Source organism: Pseudoalteromonas aurantia (genome assembly GCF_005886875.1).
GTDB lineage: Bacteria > Pseudomonadota > Gammaproteobacteria > Enterobacterales > Alteromonadaceae > Pseudoalteromonas > Pseudoalteromonas aurantia_A.
This window is the reverse complement of the sequence record NZ_PNBY01000067.1, coordinates 29638-46310: the sequence shown is the minus strand read 5'-3', so window position 1 is coordinate 46310 and position 16673 is coordinate 29638. Positions and strand designations below refer to the sequence as shown.

Below are 16673 nucleotides of genomic sequence, written 5' to 3'. Positions count from 1 at the left end.
TTAACTGACTGGCATTAACCTAAAGGTGCTTTTTTAACTATATCATGATCAGTGACAAGGGTATTTAAAACTTACCAATAACTTTAATGGCATCAGTTACTTTGCCGCTGTCTATATAGCCAATACCCAGTAGATTACTCGCAACAAAGTCTATCACAGCTTGGTCGCTACTCAGCGGATCTGGTGGGGTGCCTTTTCCTGTAAAAATCAACTTCGACCAATAGGCTTTAAACTGGCTACTCGATTTACCAACGACATTTTGCGTAAACGCTTTTGCCACAGCAGTACCTTTTTGACCAACCGATTTTATTGTACCACTATCAGCATATGACTTTGTTTTCCCTAGATATATTTTTTAAATCATGCCTTTATCTAAGGTATTATTATTATTTGGATTAACAATTACCGCAACCTCAGCACAGGAATAAGCAGAGACACACAATAACCTGATAGAAACTAAATTTTTCATCATCAACTCCTTAAAAGACAAGATCAATTGCAACAGCCAATACATCAATATCCTGATCTGTTATATCGTCGTTAAACCGACTCAAATCAATTTTAAAGGCTGCAGACGGATGAAAATCATATCGAGCCCCCACGATCACAGTACTACTTTCTTGTTTAGCCCCTAAATATACTTGATTAGTCAGATCCTTTAATAAAGGCGCATTTGTGTTTGCCGGGTCTAATGATACTGGCACTACTGTATTATTAGGGCCTGCAATAGAAACCGGCACAGTATTTAGCCGATTTGAATCATGCTCGTCATCGTTATTTTCATAGGTTAGATGCACTGTCCAGTCATTTAGCCTATAACCAACAGAGGCATAATATTGAGTTTGATCCGGTAATAAACTATCCGTGACTTCAATCTGTGTGTATTCAGCATCAAATAAGAAATTATTGTAATCAACAGATAAACCAACGCCAAAGAAAGAACCATCATCCTCATCAACCAATAAATTATTTGCCTGTTGAGTTAACCCGTATCCGTTCAATGCTGCAGTGAGTCCAGCGATACTTGATGCATTTATTGTCGTATCAGCCACAATGTAAGCTGCTCGGGCACTAAACCAGTCATAACTGACGGTCCAATTAATACCCATAATGTCGTTGAGTTCAATTTGCTCTGGAGTGGCTCCCGCAGCAGGCGGAACTTTTCCTGAAAACGATCCATAAATGACTTGCATCGTAGAGTCCCAATCGCCTAATGTGGTGCTATGTAATAAATTAAGCCCTTCATATGTAGAAAAAGCAAAGTTATAGACCGATTGAGGTGGACGTACCCAACGATAGGCATAACCTACGTCCAAAAAATCTGAGTAACGATAAAAAGGAATACGCATTTTCCCGCCGCTCACTTTTAAATCATCATTTATTTGATAACTGACATAGGCCCATTCAAATTCAGCATCAAAGTCTTCATTACCGCGAGCAACAACCTGAGCTGTGGCACTTAACCCATCTTGTAAATCAGATGACAGTTGCAATGCAAACATACTTTCATTTTTATAGGAAATATCATCATCATAGCCATATAAACTGGTGTTATCATCAAGCGTTTGACCAGCAACGATCGAAGCAAAACCGTTGATCCTAATTTCAGCGTGTGCGCTGGAACTCATACACGCTAATCCCACGGTCAAAGAGAGTAATTTTTTATTCATCGTATTATTCCACATGTTATATTTTATATATAGAACCCAATCTGAGTATAGTCGTAAAAATATGTGCCATCGGTTTATCTAACAAATTGATTTGTAATTGATATAGGAATTTTAGAGGTCGAAACTATGGCGCGGAATTAACGTTATGGGTTTACATGGCTAGCATCCCCCTGACATCTCAATATAGAGGCCTGCGTAATGTTCAAAACTAGCCCTAACATAAGATACGTTTGTGTTTAGGGCCTCTATGAATGACTGTATAAAGCCAAATTAAATAAATGAAAAAGGCCACAATTGTGTGGCCTAGAGCATTAAGATGAGTTAAGTATTATCAGCTCAACTTTCTAAGTAGCCCCTGAGTGTTTTGTCTCATCGTATTAGCCACCATAAAATAACCTATACTGGCGACAAAAAGAGCCCCGCTAACCGGCCCAAGTATCCACACATATAAATGAAGCCTACCCTCGACATCAAACAGTTGTTGTTGAATAACAAGTAAAGCAATATCACTCACAAGCGCAGCCACAAAGCCAGCAATGGCACCCAGTAAAATAAACTCATAGAGCGTAGCAAGTTTAATCAACCGGCCTTTGGCGCCGAGTGTACGCAGGATGACAACTTCTTGCATTCGTTCGGCAAGGCTTGCCTGTACTTGTGAGATCAGTACCAGTGCACCACTGACTAAGACTATCGATAACACAAAACCAATTGCGAGCGACACCTGTGCAATAATTGCCTGTGCTTGCTCCAATCTACTTTTAATATCAATCATGCTCACCGTTGGGTGACGCTGCAATAACTGACTTATACCTTTATTGTGTTCACTCTCTAACTGTGCAGCGCTGAAATACGTAACTGGGATCTTTCCTGCCATATTAGGGCTTAATATCATCACAAAATTAGGCTTTAAAGTGCCCCAATCGACGCTGCGAAAACTCGTTACCTTTGCATCAAATCGCTGCTCGTTTGCTAAAAATGAAATGGTATCTCCCAATTCTAAATCAAGCACTTCTTTCCAACCTTCAAATACTGAAACCTCTATTTCATCGCCACCACTAAACCATTGCCCGTCTACTATTTCATTTCCTTCAGGCACTTCATCTAGCCACGTTAAATTTGGTTCGCGATTAACACCTTCTCTGGCGTTTTCATCCTGCTCCTCACCTTCTTGCTTAGATAGGCGGCGAGCGAACTCCTCACCGTTAACGGCATTAACGCGCGCATTAAACACCGGGTAAAATGCTTCATGTATGATATTATTAGCGTCAAAAAATGTGGTGATAGGTTGAATATCTTGCTTTGAAATATTAATAAAAAATGCATTAGGCGCATCTTCAGGCACTTGCATTTCCCAGTCAGTGATCATGTCATTTTTAAGTACCACCAAAAACAACATAAGCTTTATCGCCAACGCAAAGCTTATCAGCTGAATTGCATTCGCATTCGCGCGTTTTTGTAACGTAGCAATTGCCAAAGACCAGCTAGAACCAGGGCTTAAACCTAACTTACGGCCGAATGAGAAAAGTGCACGAGAAACTGCAAATAACACCCCAATCACAACTAAAGTTGACCCAAATAAAATCAACGTCAGTATGATTTGACCACTAAACAACCACATTAACGCAAGTATAGTAAGCAACGAAGATACCATATGCATTTTGCTTACGGCCAATCTATCCCCTAAGTTTCGGCGTAACACACGCAAAGGAGGAATATCAAACAAATCTAAAAGGGGTTTTAATGAAAACATCAAAGCACACACGACGCCAATGAATGCCGATAAAAGCCATGGCTTCGCGCCCGCTTCAGGTAACTTCGTACCCATAAACTGAGCAAGATAACTAGCGCCGATATGCTGTAATATAAAGCCAAGCCCTAGCCCGATAACAATTGACACACCAGTCACTAAGCCAAGATGCATAAGAAAAATATTACGGATCACTTGCCGACTGCCGCCAAGCGTTTTCATCATTGCAACCGGATCATACTGTCGTTCACAGTAGCGTTTTGCCGACACTGCCATCGCGACAGCCGCGAGCATAATGCCAAATAAACCAGCCAGTAACAAAAATCGCTCGGCCCGTACTAAATTTTCACCCAGAGGCGACTGCCTATCTTTAATTCCTTCCCAATTTTGGTTTTCTTTTAGTTGAGGTTTCAGCCACGTATAGTAATCAGAAAGTTGCTGTTCAGTACCTGCAAATAAGAGCCGGTGAAATACTCTGCTTCCAGCTTGCACAGCCTGTGTACTCGAGATATCAGCGTAATTGAGTAAGACCCGCTTGTTACCCGCAAGAGAAAAGAAAGGCGCATCAGGCTCATTAACAAGCACTTTACTCACCTTAAACTGCCCTGCACCTAATTCGACGGTATCGCCAACCTGTACATTAAGGGTATAAAAAAGCCCTTCGCTTAACCATATTGCTCCCCCTTGAGGCCCACCTCGCACCTCATAAGGTAGACCTTCTAAATCGTCTTTTATTGTTACCATGCCACGTAATGGGTACTTTTCACTCACCGCCTTAATTGAACCCAAGACCAACTCATCATTAGCAAATAACATGGAGTCAAAGAACAACAGTGATGCCGTTTCTAACCCTTCCTGATTTGCAATATCAAGATAGTTTTCTGTAAATTCATGATTACTCGATAAACGCCTATCAGCAGCAATAAAGTCACTGGTCTTTTTCTCAATATTCAGCCCAATACGCTCTGTAACAGACGATAAACTAAATACCGTTAAGACCGCTAATGCTATCGCTGCAAAAATGATAGTCAGCTCACCGCGGCGAAACTCGCGTGCAAACAATCTAAACGCTAACTTAACCCACATTAATCGCACTCCCTTCGCTGATCAGCTCTAGTTTGCCACCTTCAATATGAATGATCCTTTCACATTGCTGCGCTAGCTGTTCATCGTGTGTCACCAAAATCAGCGTTGTCCCATTTTGTTTATTTAAGTCAAAAAGTAAACGCTCTATTAAATGGCCATTTTTACTGTCTAAGTTGGCAGAAGGCTCATCAGCAAACAATATCTTAGGAGACCCTATAAAAGCGCGTGCGATAGCAACTCGCTGCTGCTCCCCTCCAGAGAGCTGAGAAGGATAATGCGCCAACCGGTGCGACAAACCAACCTTCTTTAAAAGCCTAATAGCTTGCTCTTTCGCATTTTTATCGCCCGCCAATTCAGCAGGCAACATGACATTTTCCAGTGCGGTCAAACTTTGCACCAACATAAATGACTGAAATACAAACCCCACCTTTTCAGCTCGAATACACGCACGCTGCTCTTCATCCAGTTTACTCAGGGCGTCGCCATCAAGGTGGATCTCGCCCTCTGTTGCAACATCTAGCCCAGCCAGTAGACTCAATAAAGTAGACTTACCCGAACCTGACGCACCTACAATAGCAACCGACTCTCCTGACTTGACAGAAAAATTAATTTCGCTAAGGATAATAAGGTCCCCTTCGAGGGTACTCACTCGTTTGGTTAATCCTTCGACTTGAATTACATTTAATTGAGAAAGTACTGACATGACTCGTTTGTTCCTAAATCTATTGGTTATTAGTATCTTACTGCTTTTGCCATTTTCTAGCACTGCTAAAGAAAGAATAATGCTTATTGGTGACAGCTTAAGTGCTGGGTATGGCCTTAAACAAGACCAATCATGGGTTAATTTGTTACAAAATAAATACGTTGAAGAAAAAAAACCGATCGAAATAATAAATACCGCTATCAGTGGGCAGACAACCGACAATGCATTACTAAAAATTGACACTTGGTTACAGGTCCATGAACCAAGCCATGTATTAATAGAACTGGGCGGTAACGACGGTATTCGCGGGTTTCCTATCAAGCTACTGAAAAATCACCTGACTGAACTTGTCAACAAAAGCACGCAAGCTGGTGCGACAGTCGCACTGATGGAAATCCAAATACCACCAAATTTAGGGCCTAGATATACTTCAATGTTCACCAATAGCTATCATACCGTTGCTAAACAGACGGGGGCTTATTTTATGCCTTACTTTATGACCAAGGTGGCTGTTGATAAAGCACTCATGCAAAACGACAATTTACACCCTAATGCCAAGGCTCAGCCGATAATCCGAGATTTTATGGATATAGAAATAGATAAATGGTTAAAAAGTATAAAATGATGAGAAATGTAAAACTTTAGGAGAATTTCAAGTGATAAGGAAGTTTAAAGTAAATCGGGGGTTTTAACGTTGGGTATTATAAACGCAAAGCCTATCAAACTAAGATAGATGGTTTGAATGCTTTGCGCGTACTCACGGTAAAGCTGTTAGCTGTTAGCTGTTAGCCATTTAATAAAGCTACGTGCGTCGCCCGTTGAGGCAAACCGTGTATTTTTCATTCCTGTTTTGTCCGCATAAACAACAGTACTTTTATTAACAGAAATAGACTGCACTGGATGTGCAATTTGGATCATCGATCCATTGTATTCATATGACATAGAAAACTCACAATAATATGTGTTCAGACTCAATATGCTGAACGAATTTAGTATAAGCTTAACTACAGTTTTGACGATATTCCGACATGTTAAACATGTTTTAGAGGACTTTACTTTAGCAACGAGGTTTTGAGTCTTGCTTTTGTTCGCCGTACAATAATTCAGCTTCGTTTTTTTAATGCTGGCTTACTGGATCAGGGTAAGAAAGGACATTACACATGGTTATAAAACCAAGTAGATAATCTTATCACCCTTGTATCTTCAGTGCAACTAAAAATATAAAAAGCCCACAGCTAAATTCAAGCGCCTAAATTATCTGTTACCAGCTTACCTATCTGATATGGACATAGTTACGCTCTTTTTCTAGAGCAAAAAAACCAATATTAAAAAGAATTAGCTAACATAAAAATTGAATCTACACGTGTCGCAGCCCAAATCCTAGGCCTAGTCTTACGTATAGCTTATCCATCGTTAAAGATTATAGTCGATTAATGACGCAAAGTAGTCTAATTTAGCGAGAGGTGGTGCTGTTCGGGTTTGAATTCGCGAATAACGAATTAGACTAATATAAGGCTGTAGCTGGTTATCTAAAATAAAGGATAAACTTAAAAAAGGCCACCAGCCTTTGTCTTCTATATGCGGCGATCGCCTAGTTAGTGCAGAAATCACATAGATAATATTTTTTCTGGTATTGCACGTTCTGTTGGCTAATTTAACTTAAAAGCATATTCACTGCCAGTCGACTTTTTGATAAGAAATAATAATCCACAGGTATTTATTGATGCATAAACCCAAAATCACTGTTCACTATTGCGTATTGTGCCAATGGCTACTTCGCAGTGCTTGGCTTGCTCAAGAGCTACTCTCAACTTTTTCAGATGACTTAGCGGAGGTCGCTTTAGCGCCTTCAACTAAAGGGACATTTAAGATCTATTACAATGAAACGTTGATTTGGTGCCGCGAACAAGACAATGGATTCCCTGAAGCAAAAATACTGAAACGCCGAGTTCGAGACCTATTAGATCCAAATAGAATGCTTGGACATATTGATAAGTAGTAGGTGTAAAGTATTAATTAAATGCTTATGTATTATTGTTTTAGTCGTATTTGTAAAATAATATAAAATATCGTTAAGGGCTAATATAATTACTTTTCACGTTTACATCCCGATTTTGTAATGAATATGTTATGCTGAAAAAAAATAAAAAAAGGTACGTGCCCAACAGGGTATGATAATTTTCATGATATATAAATTTAATGACTTTGAGTTTGATTGCGACAACCTCATTCTCTTTAACTCAGGGAAGAAGTTCTCAATAAAAGAAAAGCATGCACAAATACTCGCAATATTACTGCTTGATACCGAAAAAATTCATAGTAAAGCCGAGCTGCTGCAAAAAGTATGGCCTGAGAAGAAAGTATCTGATCAAATGGTATTTCAAAGCATTGGGCACTTACGCGCATTGTTTGGTGATGATGCGGTCAAAACCTTCTCTCGAAAAGGGTACCAATGGCAATTACCGTTAGAGCAAGTAGCTAAACAAGGTGACAACCTAGCACCGGTAGCATCACCTGACAAAACAATAGCACAAACCACGGACAGAGAGGCCTCTAGCGAAACCTCATCATCTAATGCGCCTTGGTTTAAACGTGCACTAGGTAAGATACAAAAAAAGTTTGGTTACTAATAGGTGGCCAAACTGACCTATAACGTCTCACCTACTTTCATTCTAATCCCACGCCATCTTCTTTTCTTTCTGGTATTTTTCACAGTGTGTCATCCATTTTATTAATAAAACTGTTTTTGAAAGGAAATTTATCATTCTCCTCTTTTAAATATCCTATATGAGCTGTGCGCTGAAGCATTGTCTTATCTTCTACAAAGTTATCAGTATCAATTTCAGAATTGTTTGCAGGGTGAGATCACGAACATAAAACAAGCAAACACTTCATGCGGACATATATACCTAAGGTAGATATGTTCTGCGCACCTAAATCAGGACACTTCTCTTAAGGAACTTTGCTCATATTCAATTGGCGACAGATCACCATTTGCCGTATGAAGTCTCTCTAAGTTGTAATAGCGCATATACGCTCCAACATCGCCCATATTCGCTCTAATACCGTACTGAGTTCTTTATTTTCCTTGCGCAGCCTCAACAGCTCTGTTCGTTCATCTGCACTTAAACTGGTCCCAGATTGCTCAGCTTCAAACTTAGCTTTCCAGTTATAAAGTATTTTATCTGTGATACCTAAAGACGCCGCTGCTTTTGGTACGCTGTAACCTTGCTCAGTTACCAATGCCACAGCTTCTTGCTTAAATTCAGCCGTATAATTTCTGTTTGCTCGTTTTGTCATTTAACACCTCAATAATTGGATTATATTCCATTATTAAAGTGTCCTGTTTGATTAAAGCAGATCAGTCCTAGGTGTGTCTTTTAGAAAAGATGAAAGTCCAATAAACAGAGGAGCAGCTGCAGGGAACTTCAGTGTGTTTAGGCATGTGGACTTACATCAACTAAAACGCGAGAGTAGCTTTAAGGGAAGCATTAAGCGAAAGCGACGTAAAGCAGTCATGGATCCCGAATATTTAGACAAAGTTATTAACGCATGTAGTTAAAATATATCCGCGCTTTCCCCCTGACAACACGGTATAAATTAAATATACTATAACTTAGGTACAATAATAATATAAAGGAATAAGCATGCGTCTTAAAATATATTCACTGGTATTGTTGGCAGTCTCTACTTTTACTGCCAATGCCAAAAATGAGTTAACAGGGGTTGTGAGTGAAGTACATACCCGTTCTGGTAACTCAGACGGCGATCACTCAATATATTTTCGATTAGAAGTTGATAATGAACGTTCTAAATTTGCTAATTGCTTGAGCGAAGACACCACAGTAACTTGGTATCTAGACCCACAATCGGTAGTATTCCAACAGCAATATAACTTGGTAATGCGCTCTTATACGGAAAAATTACCACTGAGTGTTAGTGGGCAACATGATGTCTGTAGCTCAACACATATCAACAGTGATAAAATATTTGAGTTAAGCCCAAGTCATTGGGACCACTTACTAAACCGTGAGAAAGCGACTGAAACAAACCAATAGTAGAGTAACCTACCGCTTATTTTCAGTCTCTATCAAAAACTTATCGAGCCCAAACACATCATGTTTTGGCTCGACATTGAATATGAAACACTCCTTAATGGTTCAACGCATACCCACCTTTGAGATGCCCGACATGCTTAAACCCCAAGCGTGCTAACGCATTCGCCGCAACATGTGAACGACTTCCGCTACGACACACTAAAATCAGTTCTTGGTCCATCTTGGTATGATGCTGTGCAATAAAGTTGGCTAAGCGCGTCAAAGGCACATTTGTTGAAAAGGATTGATCGTGGTTGAGCGCATACTCATGCGGTTCACGAATATCAATGAGAGTGGCATCACTATATTGCTCTATATGCTCTGCAAGCGCCACACTATCGTATTCACTCACCCGCACCTTTTGACAAGACTCTACAAAGGCGCCACACATGATCTCAGCGCCCTGTACATCATCTATATGTAAATCGAGCGATGTCTTTGCTTCAACAAAATTAGCGGATGATATGCTGCCTTCAATAGCCTGCTGAAGCAATGCATTACGGCTCATCTCCGCATCAAAAGTCGTCACAAACTCATTGTGATAGTCATGACTTGGGCACAACAAGCCTTGTTTACCTGTAATTTCAGCAAGGTTTCTGAGGCTATAATACATCGCTGAAGCATCACTGGTAGCGAAGTTTGTTCTACCTAAGCTGCCCATTAAGATCAAATCACCACAAAATGTAAACTCTGGAACCACCTTTTCTTTAAGCAATTGTGATTTATCACATAGTACAAGCGAAATACTATCAGCTGTATGACCTGGAGTGCTCAACTTTACTAAACATCGCTCACCTAGTTCGATATAACTCAACACTTTTTCATTTATTTCGATACCAGCGCAATGTGTTGGCCACCCTAAAGGATCGCAATTCTGCTCACTGAGGTGTGCTTGCGCTAGACTAACCCTACCCGAAACATGGTCTGCGTGGCCATGCGTGTCTATAGCCGCGACTAATGACAACTTTTGGCATTCAAGTATCGTCAGTAATCGCTCCTGGACCTCGACTAGGGGGTCAATAACAATCGCTTTACCACTTTGCCGATCAGCATATAACCAACAACAGCTGCCACCTACTTTGAGTTGTAATAACCCATCTAACTCTTCTCTTTCGTGGGAGACGCCATTAATATCGACCAAGCAACTATGCCCTAAGGCCTGCGCACAATACTGTATTCTGTCACATGCATCTGCAATTTGTTGTTGTGTGACCGCTGGGCCAAATGACATTCTTATGGCTGATTCACTGCGCCAAGGCGCTAACCCCATTGCATCTAATACAAAGCTTCGAGTTACCTTTGAGCTACATGCAGAACCAGAGCTTACACGCATATTTGCCGCATCAAATAAGTCCATAATTTCTTTTGATGTAAAACCAGGGATCGCAAAATTTAATGTCGTGGGTACGCTATTGTCAAAGTTATGATTAAATACAACCGTAGGAAAAGCACTTTTCAGCGCTGCAGACAACTGAGATCGGAACTCACTAAGCACCTGAGTACAAGAAAAAGCACCGCCACCTTGCCCAAGCAACTCATCAAAAATAACATTCAATGCAGCTAACCCAGGCAAGTTCTCAGTACCAGAACGTAACCCACCTTCCTGACCACCACCCGCAATAAACGGTGTAAATGGTGCACCCTCTCGAATATAGACAAATCCAATACCTTTAGGACCATACAGCTTATGGCCACTAAATGGAGCATAATCAATCGTCGTATTCGCTAATTCTAGTCGAGTCTTTCCCAAAGCCTGAACACAGTCGACCATCCAATATACACCAGGATTATGAGTACGAATTGTATGTTCAAGAAGAGATAAATCTTGGTAAACACCCGTCTCATTATTAACAGCCATAGTACAAACCATGAGTGCATCAGAGACTTCATTCGCAATAAACTCCATATCAAGTTTACCCTGCGCATCTACCGGGATAGCTTTAATGGTCGCGTTAACTTCTAAAATACGATTCCAATGTTTGAGAGACTCAGGTACCGCTTTGTGCTCGGTCGCGCCATACAAAATTGAATAACTTTGCCCCGCATTCATCTTTGCTTTAGCCGCGTATAGTGCAGACAAAATACCGGTTTGAATGCCTTCGGTGGCACCACTGGTGAAAATAACTTGCCCAGCCCCTGCGCCTAACACTTTCATGGCTTTACATCTGGCCTGATCCATAACTTGCTTAGCTTGTAACCCACTAGTATGGCTACTACTCGGATTACCAAACATTGTTTCCATCATTTCCACTGCAGCCGCTGCAGCGCTTGGTAATACCGGCGTCGTTGCATTGGCATCTAGGTAAATTTGTTTCAATACTGCTGGGTTATCCATGATCAGGCCTTCACTTTTAAAACACTAAATTTATATAGGCATCCACCTATATAACAAAAAAGAATAAGTAATTACTTTAGGTAATATTAAGGAGTTTCCGGATCATATTCAAGTTTTAAATTTAACCAGTTCAGAAAAATATCACACCAATTTTAGTTTGAGTATATTCATAAAAACCGCCTCTAAAAAAGGCACAAGTGGTAAAATGTAAACATAAGAATACAAAAAGCACCATAAAAGTTACACTTAAGTTAAATTTGTGTTTGTTTTATTTTCAATTCGTGATAATAATTTGTTTGTTTTTTAACCACGACAACATGTAAAGGAAATAATATGCGTAAATTAAGTTCATTAACGCTAGCAATATTAACTGGGCTATCTGGCCAAGCTTTTGCTGCTCAAATGATAGAAGTCGACCAAGCTAAAGCCATCGATAACAAGTATATCGTCGTCTTTGATGCGCCAAAGATTATCGATAAAACGGATAAAAAAGCGGTGGCAGCTTATATTGCACAACAAACCAAAATTCTTAGTAACCAGTATAATGTTACTGTCGAAAGGGAGTTTGGTACTGCACTTAACGGCGTGTTAGTTGACGCATCTAAAAAGCAAATCCACACCTTACTTTCAAACCCAAATGTCAAATATATAGAACAAGACCAAATCGTGTCAGTGACACCGCTTATTGATACCAAAGCTGACCAAGGTAATGCAATTTGGGGTTTAGATCGTGTTGACCAAACGGACTTACCATTAAACTCTAATTACCATTATGATTATGACGGTAGTGGAGTCACTGCCTACGTTATCGATACTGGCGTGCTGATCAGCCATAATGAATTTGGTAATAGAGCCAGCCATGGTTATGATTTTATAGATAATGACAACAATGCCACTGACTGTAATGGTCACGGCACACACGTAGCTGGTACGGTAGGCGGTAACAGCTACGGCGTAGCCAAAAACGTGAATGTTGTTGGGGTACGTGTACTTGGTTGTAACGGCTCAGGATCTAACTCTGGGGTAATTGCAGGCATAAACTGGGTAAAAAATAACGCATCTGGTCCTTCTGTTGCTAACATGAGCTTAGGCGGCGGTGCATCACAAGCCACTGATGATGCAGTAAACAATGCCGTTGCATCTGGCATTAGCTTTGTTGTAGCGGCTGGTAATGACAACCGCAGCGCCTGTAATTACTCGCCAGCTCGCGCAGCCAATGCGATTACAGTTGGTTCAACCACAAGCAGTGATGGCCGTTCAAGCTTTTCCAACTACGGAAACTGCCTTGATATTTATGCACCTGGTTCAAGCATAAAATCTGCTTGGTACAACTCAAACTCAGCAACCAATACCATCAGTGGTACATCAATGGCATCTCCACACGTTGCAGGCGCGGTTGCTTTATACCTTGACCAAGACCCAAGCCTAAGTCCTTCGCAAATTGACAGCCTACTCAGCCAAAGAAGCTCTAAAAACAAAGTGTCGGATGCCAAATCCGGTTCGCCAAATGAGTTACTCTATACTCTAGGAACAATTCAACCACCACCGCCACCACCACCTGTTACTGAGCTTACCAACGGCCAAGCAGTCAGTGCCAATGGTGCAAATGGCTCAGAAACCATGTATAAAATCTCAGTACCAGCAGGCAGTACATCCCTTGCGATTGATTTAAGTGGAGGAACAGGTGATGCTGATTTATATGTTCAAGTTGGCCAGCAGCCAACCCTAAACAGCTATAACTGCCGCCCTTATAAAACAGGGAACACTGAATCTTGTAGTTTTGCCAACCCAGCTGCTGGCGATTGGTATGTATTGTTACATGGATATAGCCAATATTCAGGTGCTTCATTAAAAGCAACAATTGACTCTCAAGGTGGATGTGGCAGTAATTGTTTAGATAATGGTGTACCTATCAGCAATATCTCTGGCGCACAAAACCAAGAGCTGTTTTATACTATCGAAGTACCAGCAAATGTGAATTTAAGCGTGACAACATCGGGGGGTAGTGGTGATGCGGACTTATACGTTCGTAAAGGTACCAAACCAACAACAAGCAATTATGATTGTCGACCTTTTAGAAATGGAAACAGTGAAAGCTGTAGCCTAAACTCAGGTCAAGGCGGTACATATCATATTATGCTTAGAGGCTATTCAGCCTTTTCAAATGTCCGTTTAGTCGGTCAATACTAATCTGTACCATACCTAAGCTATAAGGTCAGCACACATCCGTGCTGACCTCTGGCTGTATTACTTCTCAGTAATACGAATCCAACATACAAAGACATCATAATAGACTATCAAGTGAAGAAGCTTACCCAGGTGCTTAATAATCTAACAGCCTTCTTAGTCGACTGATAATTCTTTGAACTATTTCTTGTAGTTCGTTATCAATTATAGGCGAAAAAAGGCGTTATTCCCCAAACAACTAAACTTCTTTGGTTTGATGCGATCAGATCATTAAATGTCTTTACCTATGCTTTAAAATTGATAAGAAAAGTAAAAATTGGCCGCAATACAATCGTACTTTAGCTCACACGGTAACATTAAAATTTTGGCTAAGTAATAGCGCCACCTCAAAGTGGCTGAATATTAGCAACAGAGTTAAAACTGAACAATTGCCCAACAAGACAGAGTGGTGTACCGCAGACTTCAATTCTCATTTGGATACAAGCCTTAATTTTTAGGAAATAACATGAAGAAATATATGGTACTATAGGAGTTGTAATTATTATCTTGCGAATTTTTTTAATGTTTATGAACAACACAATAATTTACGCATTTATTTTTCTGGTTATGATAACCCATGTTTTTTTAGCTTATAAAACAACTAATTTCAATGAAATTAAATTTCATTTCATAGTTATTACAACGGCATTATCATCATATTACCTGTTAGATTTATATTATAACAAGTTCATGTTCACGCCTATTAAAGGGGGAGCCCCAATGTCAATTATTGCTATAATTGTCTTAACCTTTTTTACATGGCTAATTTCATATATGGTTAGATCATTAACAAAGAAAAGTAATAAATAGTATTTTAAGAATTGGTAATTTAACACCGATTCTTTGTTATTGTCTAATTTTTATATTCGCTAATCACGTTATTGACTATCTAGAAAACGCGCCAACGCATCAACCATATGATCAAAGTATGGATTGAAAGTTAGACGCTGCATTGCGGGATAGGCCTGCAATCCGTGAGCTGTCGTTTCACCTAAAATTGGGTTCTGCGTTGTTTTACATGTTCGATAATACGCTGTGCCAAATACATGTTCGCAGTTTCGATAAATCCCTTGCCAGCCATAGTGTTGATTATTTGGTGCATTAGTAAGCGCGGTGTGTGCAATACCGATAAGCGCTTCACAATAGTCACCATGTGTGCATAACTCTGGTTTTGTCACATTGATTGAACTAGATAAAACCGGTTTCTGTGCCTTATCAGCATAATAAATCAGGGTATCTTTATGCTGTGTTTTGCGCATGCCGTTGTTATGCCAATGTTCAAGCACTCGTAAAGTACTTTTGGTATCGATTGTTTGATCAACTTCAGATGCTACAACGAACAAAGGGATATCTGGCGTATCAGTTAAATTAGCTGGCTGAATGAGCTGCATCAAAGAGTATATTTGTGCTGCCGCATTAAATGGAAAAGATTCATATTTGGCAAAATCAATGTCGGTACCTTCGTCTATATAATCTTTAAACCAAGCAACATACTGCGCTGCCCATGCCATATTTGCTTTGGCTTGGCTTGCAGGTGACCATAACATAAGACCTTTTATCTGCTCTTCTTGCGCCAAGCTGATCTTTTGCTAGTTTAAATAATCAATTAATAAAGCACCGCCTGTTGAAAAGCCCCCTAAATACACCGTGTCAAAGTCTTCAAGCATCGATTGCACACCGTATGCAGTAGCAGCTCTCCACTGCGCGTGTGATACATCAACCAAAGCAGAGGCCGCAGTACCATGACCTGGTAACAGTAAAGTGCGTACCGTAATACCTTGCTTTAAAAATGATGAGGCCAAATCATGAAATATGAACGGTGAATCAGTTAAACCATGGATCAATAATACCCCGCGTGTATCGTGTTTTTTCTCCGTATTACTTTTGGCCTGCATGCGCGGATCAACCTGAAATGGTGCAATTAAATCAATCACCTTGAGGTCACGACCTCCGTATAATTGATCGCTAATTGGCGTGGTTATTGGGCACGGTAAATGCGCTTTCGGGTTCTCAGCGAAGATTTTTTTACGTTGATGCGCAATATACTCTGAAAAGGCCCCTTGTGTTGAGAAATCAAAATCATCTGTTATCGCCAATGTCTGCCTATAACGACCTTTTTCTGCAACAGATGCTGCGTTCGTAACAAGATAGTTAATTGATATACAGTCTTCTTCGTTTTTTTGGGGAAGCGCAAAACCTCCCTTTGACACAACCAAAGCAACCACTAAAGAGATGATCTTACATACACTATTCATCATTGTTCCATTTAAATTGTTCAAAATAAATAAGCGCACCTATTTTAAAGCCCTGCCTGTGGGCGTAAGCCGATTTAAACTTGCTTTAGATAATTGGTTTGCTGATGGGCTCAGTACCGATAATCATCCTTAAAAAAGTTGCAACGGCTAGCTTCACAAGTATTGCTAACTACTTAAAAAAGTATGCTTTATTAGACAGCGCCTTGATTTTTTAGCAGAAAAAGACAGTACCCTTGCTGCCATCATCATGAGAGCATTTAACCACCTCTTTCATAGAGTGATAGATTTGTACTATGAAAGGGAGGTGCATTCTTCGCACTAAATAATCGTTTTACGCGTGCGTAAATGATTATATTGGTCGTGAATATACTCTTTCTTAATCATCACGAGTTGTTCATAATTTTGCTGAAAACACACAGGGATTGTAACAGAGGCATCTTTAAAGCTAATAAATGCGCCATAAGTCCCCTCTATGTCAGTGCTACGACTCTCTGCGATCTAATTCATCGCGCGATTGGTATCAACATACACCGCATTATTTTTTTGCTCAATCT

General features: G+C 40.2%; 13 protein-coding genes and 2 pseudogenes. 5 read left to right on the top strand and 10 right to left on the bottom strand.

Annotated elements, in window-relative coordinates; translation table 11 throughout:
* Positions 1-64 precede the first annotated feature (64 nt).
* The 4 genes and pseudogenes from CWC18_RS13885 to CWC18_RS13870 form a co-directional block, all read right to left on the bottom strand.
* Positions 65-472: pseudogene (locus CWC18_RS13885) on the bottom strand (phosphate ABC transporter substrate-binding protein).
* A gap of 7 nt (positions 473-479) precedes the next feature.
* The gene (locus tag CWC18_RS13880) at positions 480-1670 is read right to left on the bottom strand and encodes a porin (RefSeq protein WP_138593771.1); all 1191 of its coding nucleotides are present in this window, start codon (positions 1668-1670) and stop codon (positions 480-482) included.
* Positions 1671-2001: 331 nt separating this feature from the next.
* Positions 2002-4503 (bottom strand): ABC transporter permease, encoded by a 2502-nt coding sequence (locus CWC18_RS13875; RefSeq protein WP_138593772.1) that lies wholly within the window; start codon positions 4501-4503, stop codon positions 2002-2004.
* A complete protein-coding gene (locus tag CWC18_RS13870; RefSeq protein ID WP_138593773.1) occupies positions 4493-5206 on the bottom strand; it encodes an ABC transporter ATP-binding protein in 714 nt (237 codons plus the stop codon). Before CWC18_RS13870 ends, CWC18_RS13875 begins: the two co-directional genes overlap by 11 nt.
* On the opposite strand from CWC18_RS13870, the gene CWC18_RS13865 reads away from it, so the two are divergent.
* Entirely contained in the window at positions 5205-5831 is a 627-nt protein-coding gene (locus CWC18_RS13865; protein ID WP_138593774.1) for an arylesterase, read from the top strand. The genes CWC18_RS13870 and CWC18_RS13865 overlap by 2 nt on opposite strands.
* A 146-nt stretch (positions 5832-5977) precedes the next feature.
* Here the strand turns inward: CWC18_RS13865 and CWC18_RS21065 are convergent, their stop codons facing one another.
* Positions 5978-6148 carry a hypothetical protein gene (locus CWC18_RS21065; protein WP_171041114.1) on the bottom strand — a complete coding sequence of 57 codons (171 nt, stop codon included), beginning with the start codon at positions 6146-6148 and terminating at the stop codon, positions 5978-5980.
* A gap of 781 nt (positions 6149-6929) precedes the next feature.
* Between CWC18_RS21065 and CWC18_RS13860 the strand changes: the two genes are divergently transcribed.
* The gene (locus tag CWC18_RS13860) at positions 6930-7205 is read left to right on the top strand and encodes a SelT/SelW/SelH family protein (RefSeq protein ID WP_138593775.1); all 276 of its coding nucleotides are present in this window, start codon (positions 6930-6932) and stop codon (positions 7203-7205) included.
* Between the two features lie 184 nt (positions 7206-7389).
* Complete coding sequence (locus CWC18_RS13855) at positions 7390-7836, top strand: winged helix-turn-helix domain-containing protein (protein WP_249348229.1); 447 nt, start codon at positions 7390-7392, stop codon at positions 7834-7836.
* A 308-nt stretch (positions 7837-8144) separates the two neighbouring features.
* Here CWC18_RS13855 and CWC18_RS21965 read toward each other — a convergent pair whose 3' ends face one another.
* Both CWC18_RS21965 and CWC18_RS13840 read right to left on the bottom strand, forming a co-directional pair.
* On the bottom strand, positions 8145-8237 hold the full coding sequence (locus tag CWC18_RS21965) for a hypothetical protein (protein ID WP_171041113.1): 93 nt from the start codon (positions 8235-8237) through the stop codon (positions 8145-8147).
* A 41-nt stretch (positions 8238-8278) separates the two neighbouring features.
* Positions 8279-8506 (bottom strand): annotated as a pseudogene (locus CWC18_RS13840) (transposase); the annotation flags it as partial.
* A 347-nt stretch (positions 8507-8853) separates the two neighbouring features.
* Here CWC18_RS13840 and CWC18_RS13835 point away from each other — a divergent pair.
* Positions 8854-9264: a hypothetical protein gene (locus CWC18_RS13835; RefSeq protein WP_138593431.1), complete on the top strand. Its 411-nt coding sequence runs from the start codon at positions 8854-8856 to the stop codon at positions 9262-9264.
* A 94-nt stretch (positions 9265-9358) separates the two neighbouring features.
* On the opposite strand, the gene CWC18_RS13830 is transcribed toward CWC18_RS13835, so the two are convergent.
* Positions 9359-11638 (bottom strand): aminotransferase class V-fold PLP-dependent enzyme, encoded by a 2280-nt coding sequence (locus CWC18_RS13830; protein ID WP_138675485.1) that lies wholly within the window; start codon positions 11636-11638, stop codon positions 9359-9361.
* 333 nt (positions 11639-11971) lie between these two features.
* On the opposite strand from CWC18_RS13830, the gene CWC18_RS13825 reads away from it, so the two are divergent.
* A complete protein-coding gene (locus CWC18_RS13825; protein ID WP_138593435.1) occupies positions 11972-13828 on the top strand; it encodes a S8 family peptidase in 1857 nt (618 codons plus the stop codon).
* Between the two features lie 914 nt (positions 13829-14742).
* Here the strand turns inward: CWC18_RS13825 and CWC18_RS13820 are convergent.
* Both CWC18_RS13820 and CWC18_RS13815 read right to left on the bottom strand, forming a co-directional pair.
* Positions 14743-15441: a hypothetical protein gene (locus CWC18_RS13820; protein WP_138675484.1), complete on the bottom strand. Its 699-nt coding sequence runs from the start codon at positions 15439-15441 to the stop codon at positions 14743-14745.
* Between the two features lie 12 nt (positions 15442-15453).
* On the bottom strand, positions 15454-16119 hold the full coding sequence (locus CWC18_RS13815) for an alpha/beta hydrolase (protein WP_138675483.1): 666 nt from the start codon (positions 16117-16119) through the stop codon (positions 15454-15456).
* Positions 16120-16673 lie beyond the last annotated feature (554 nt).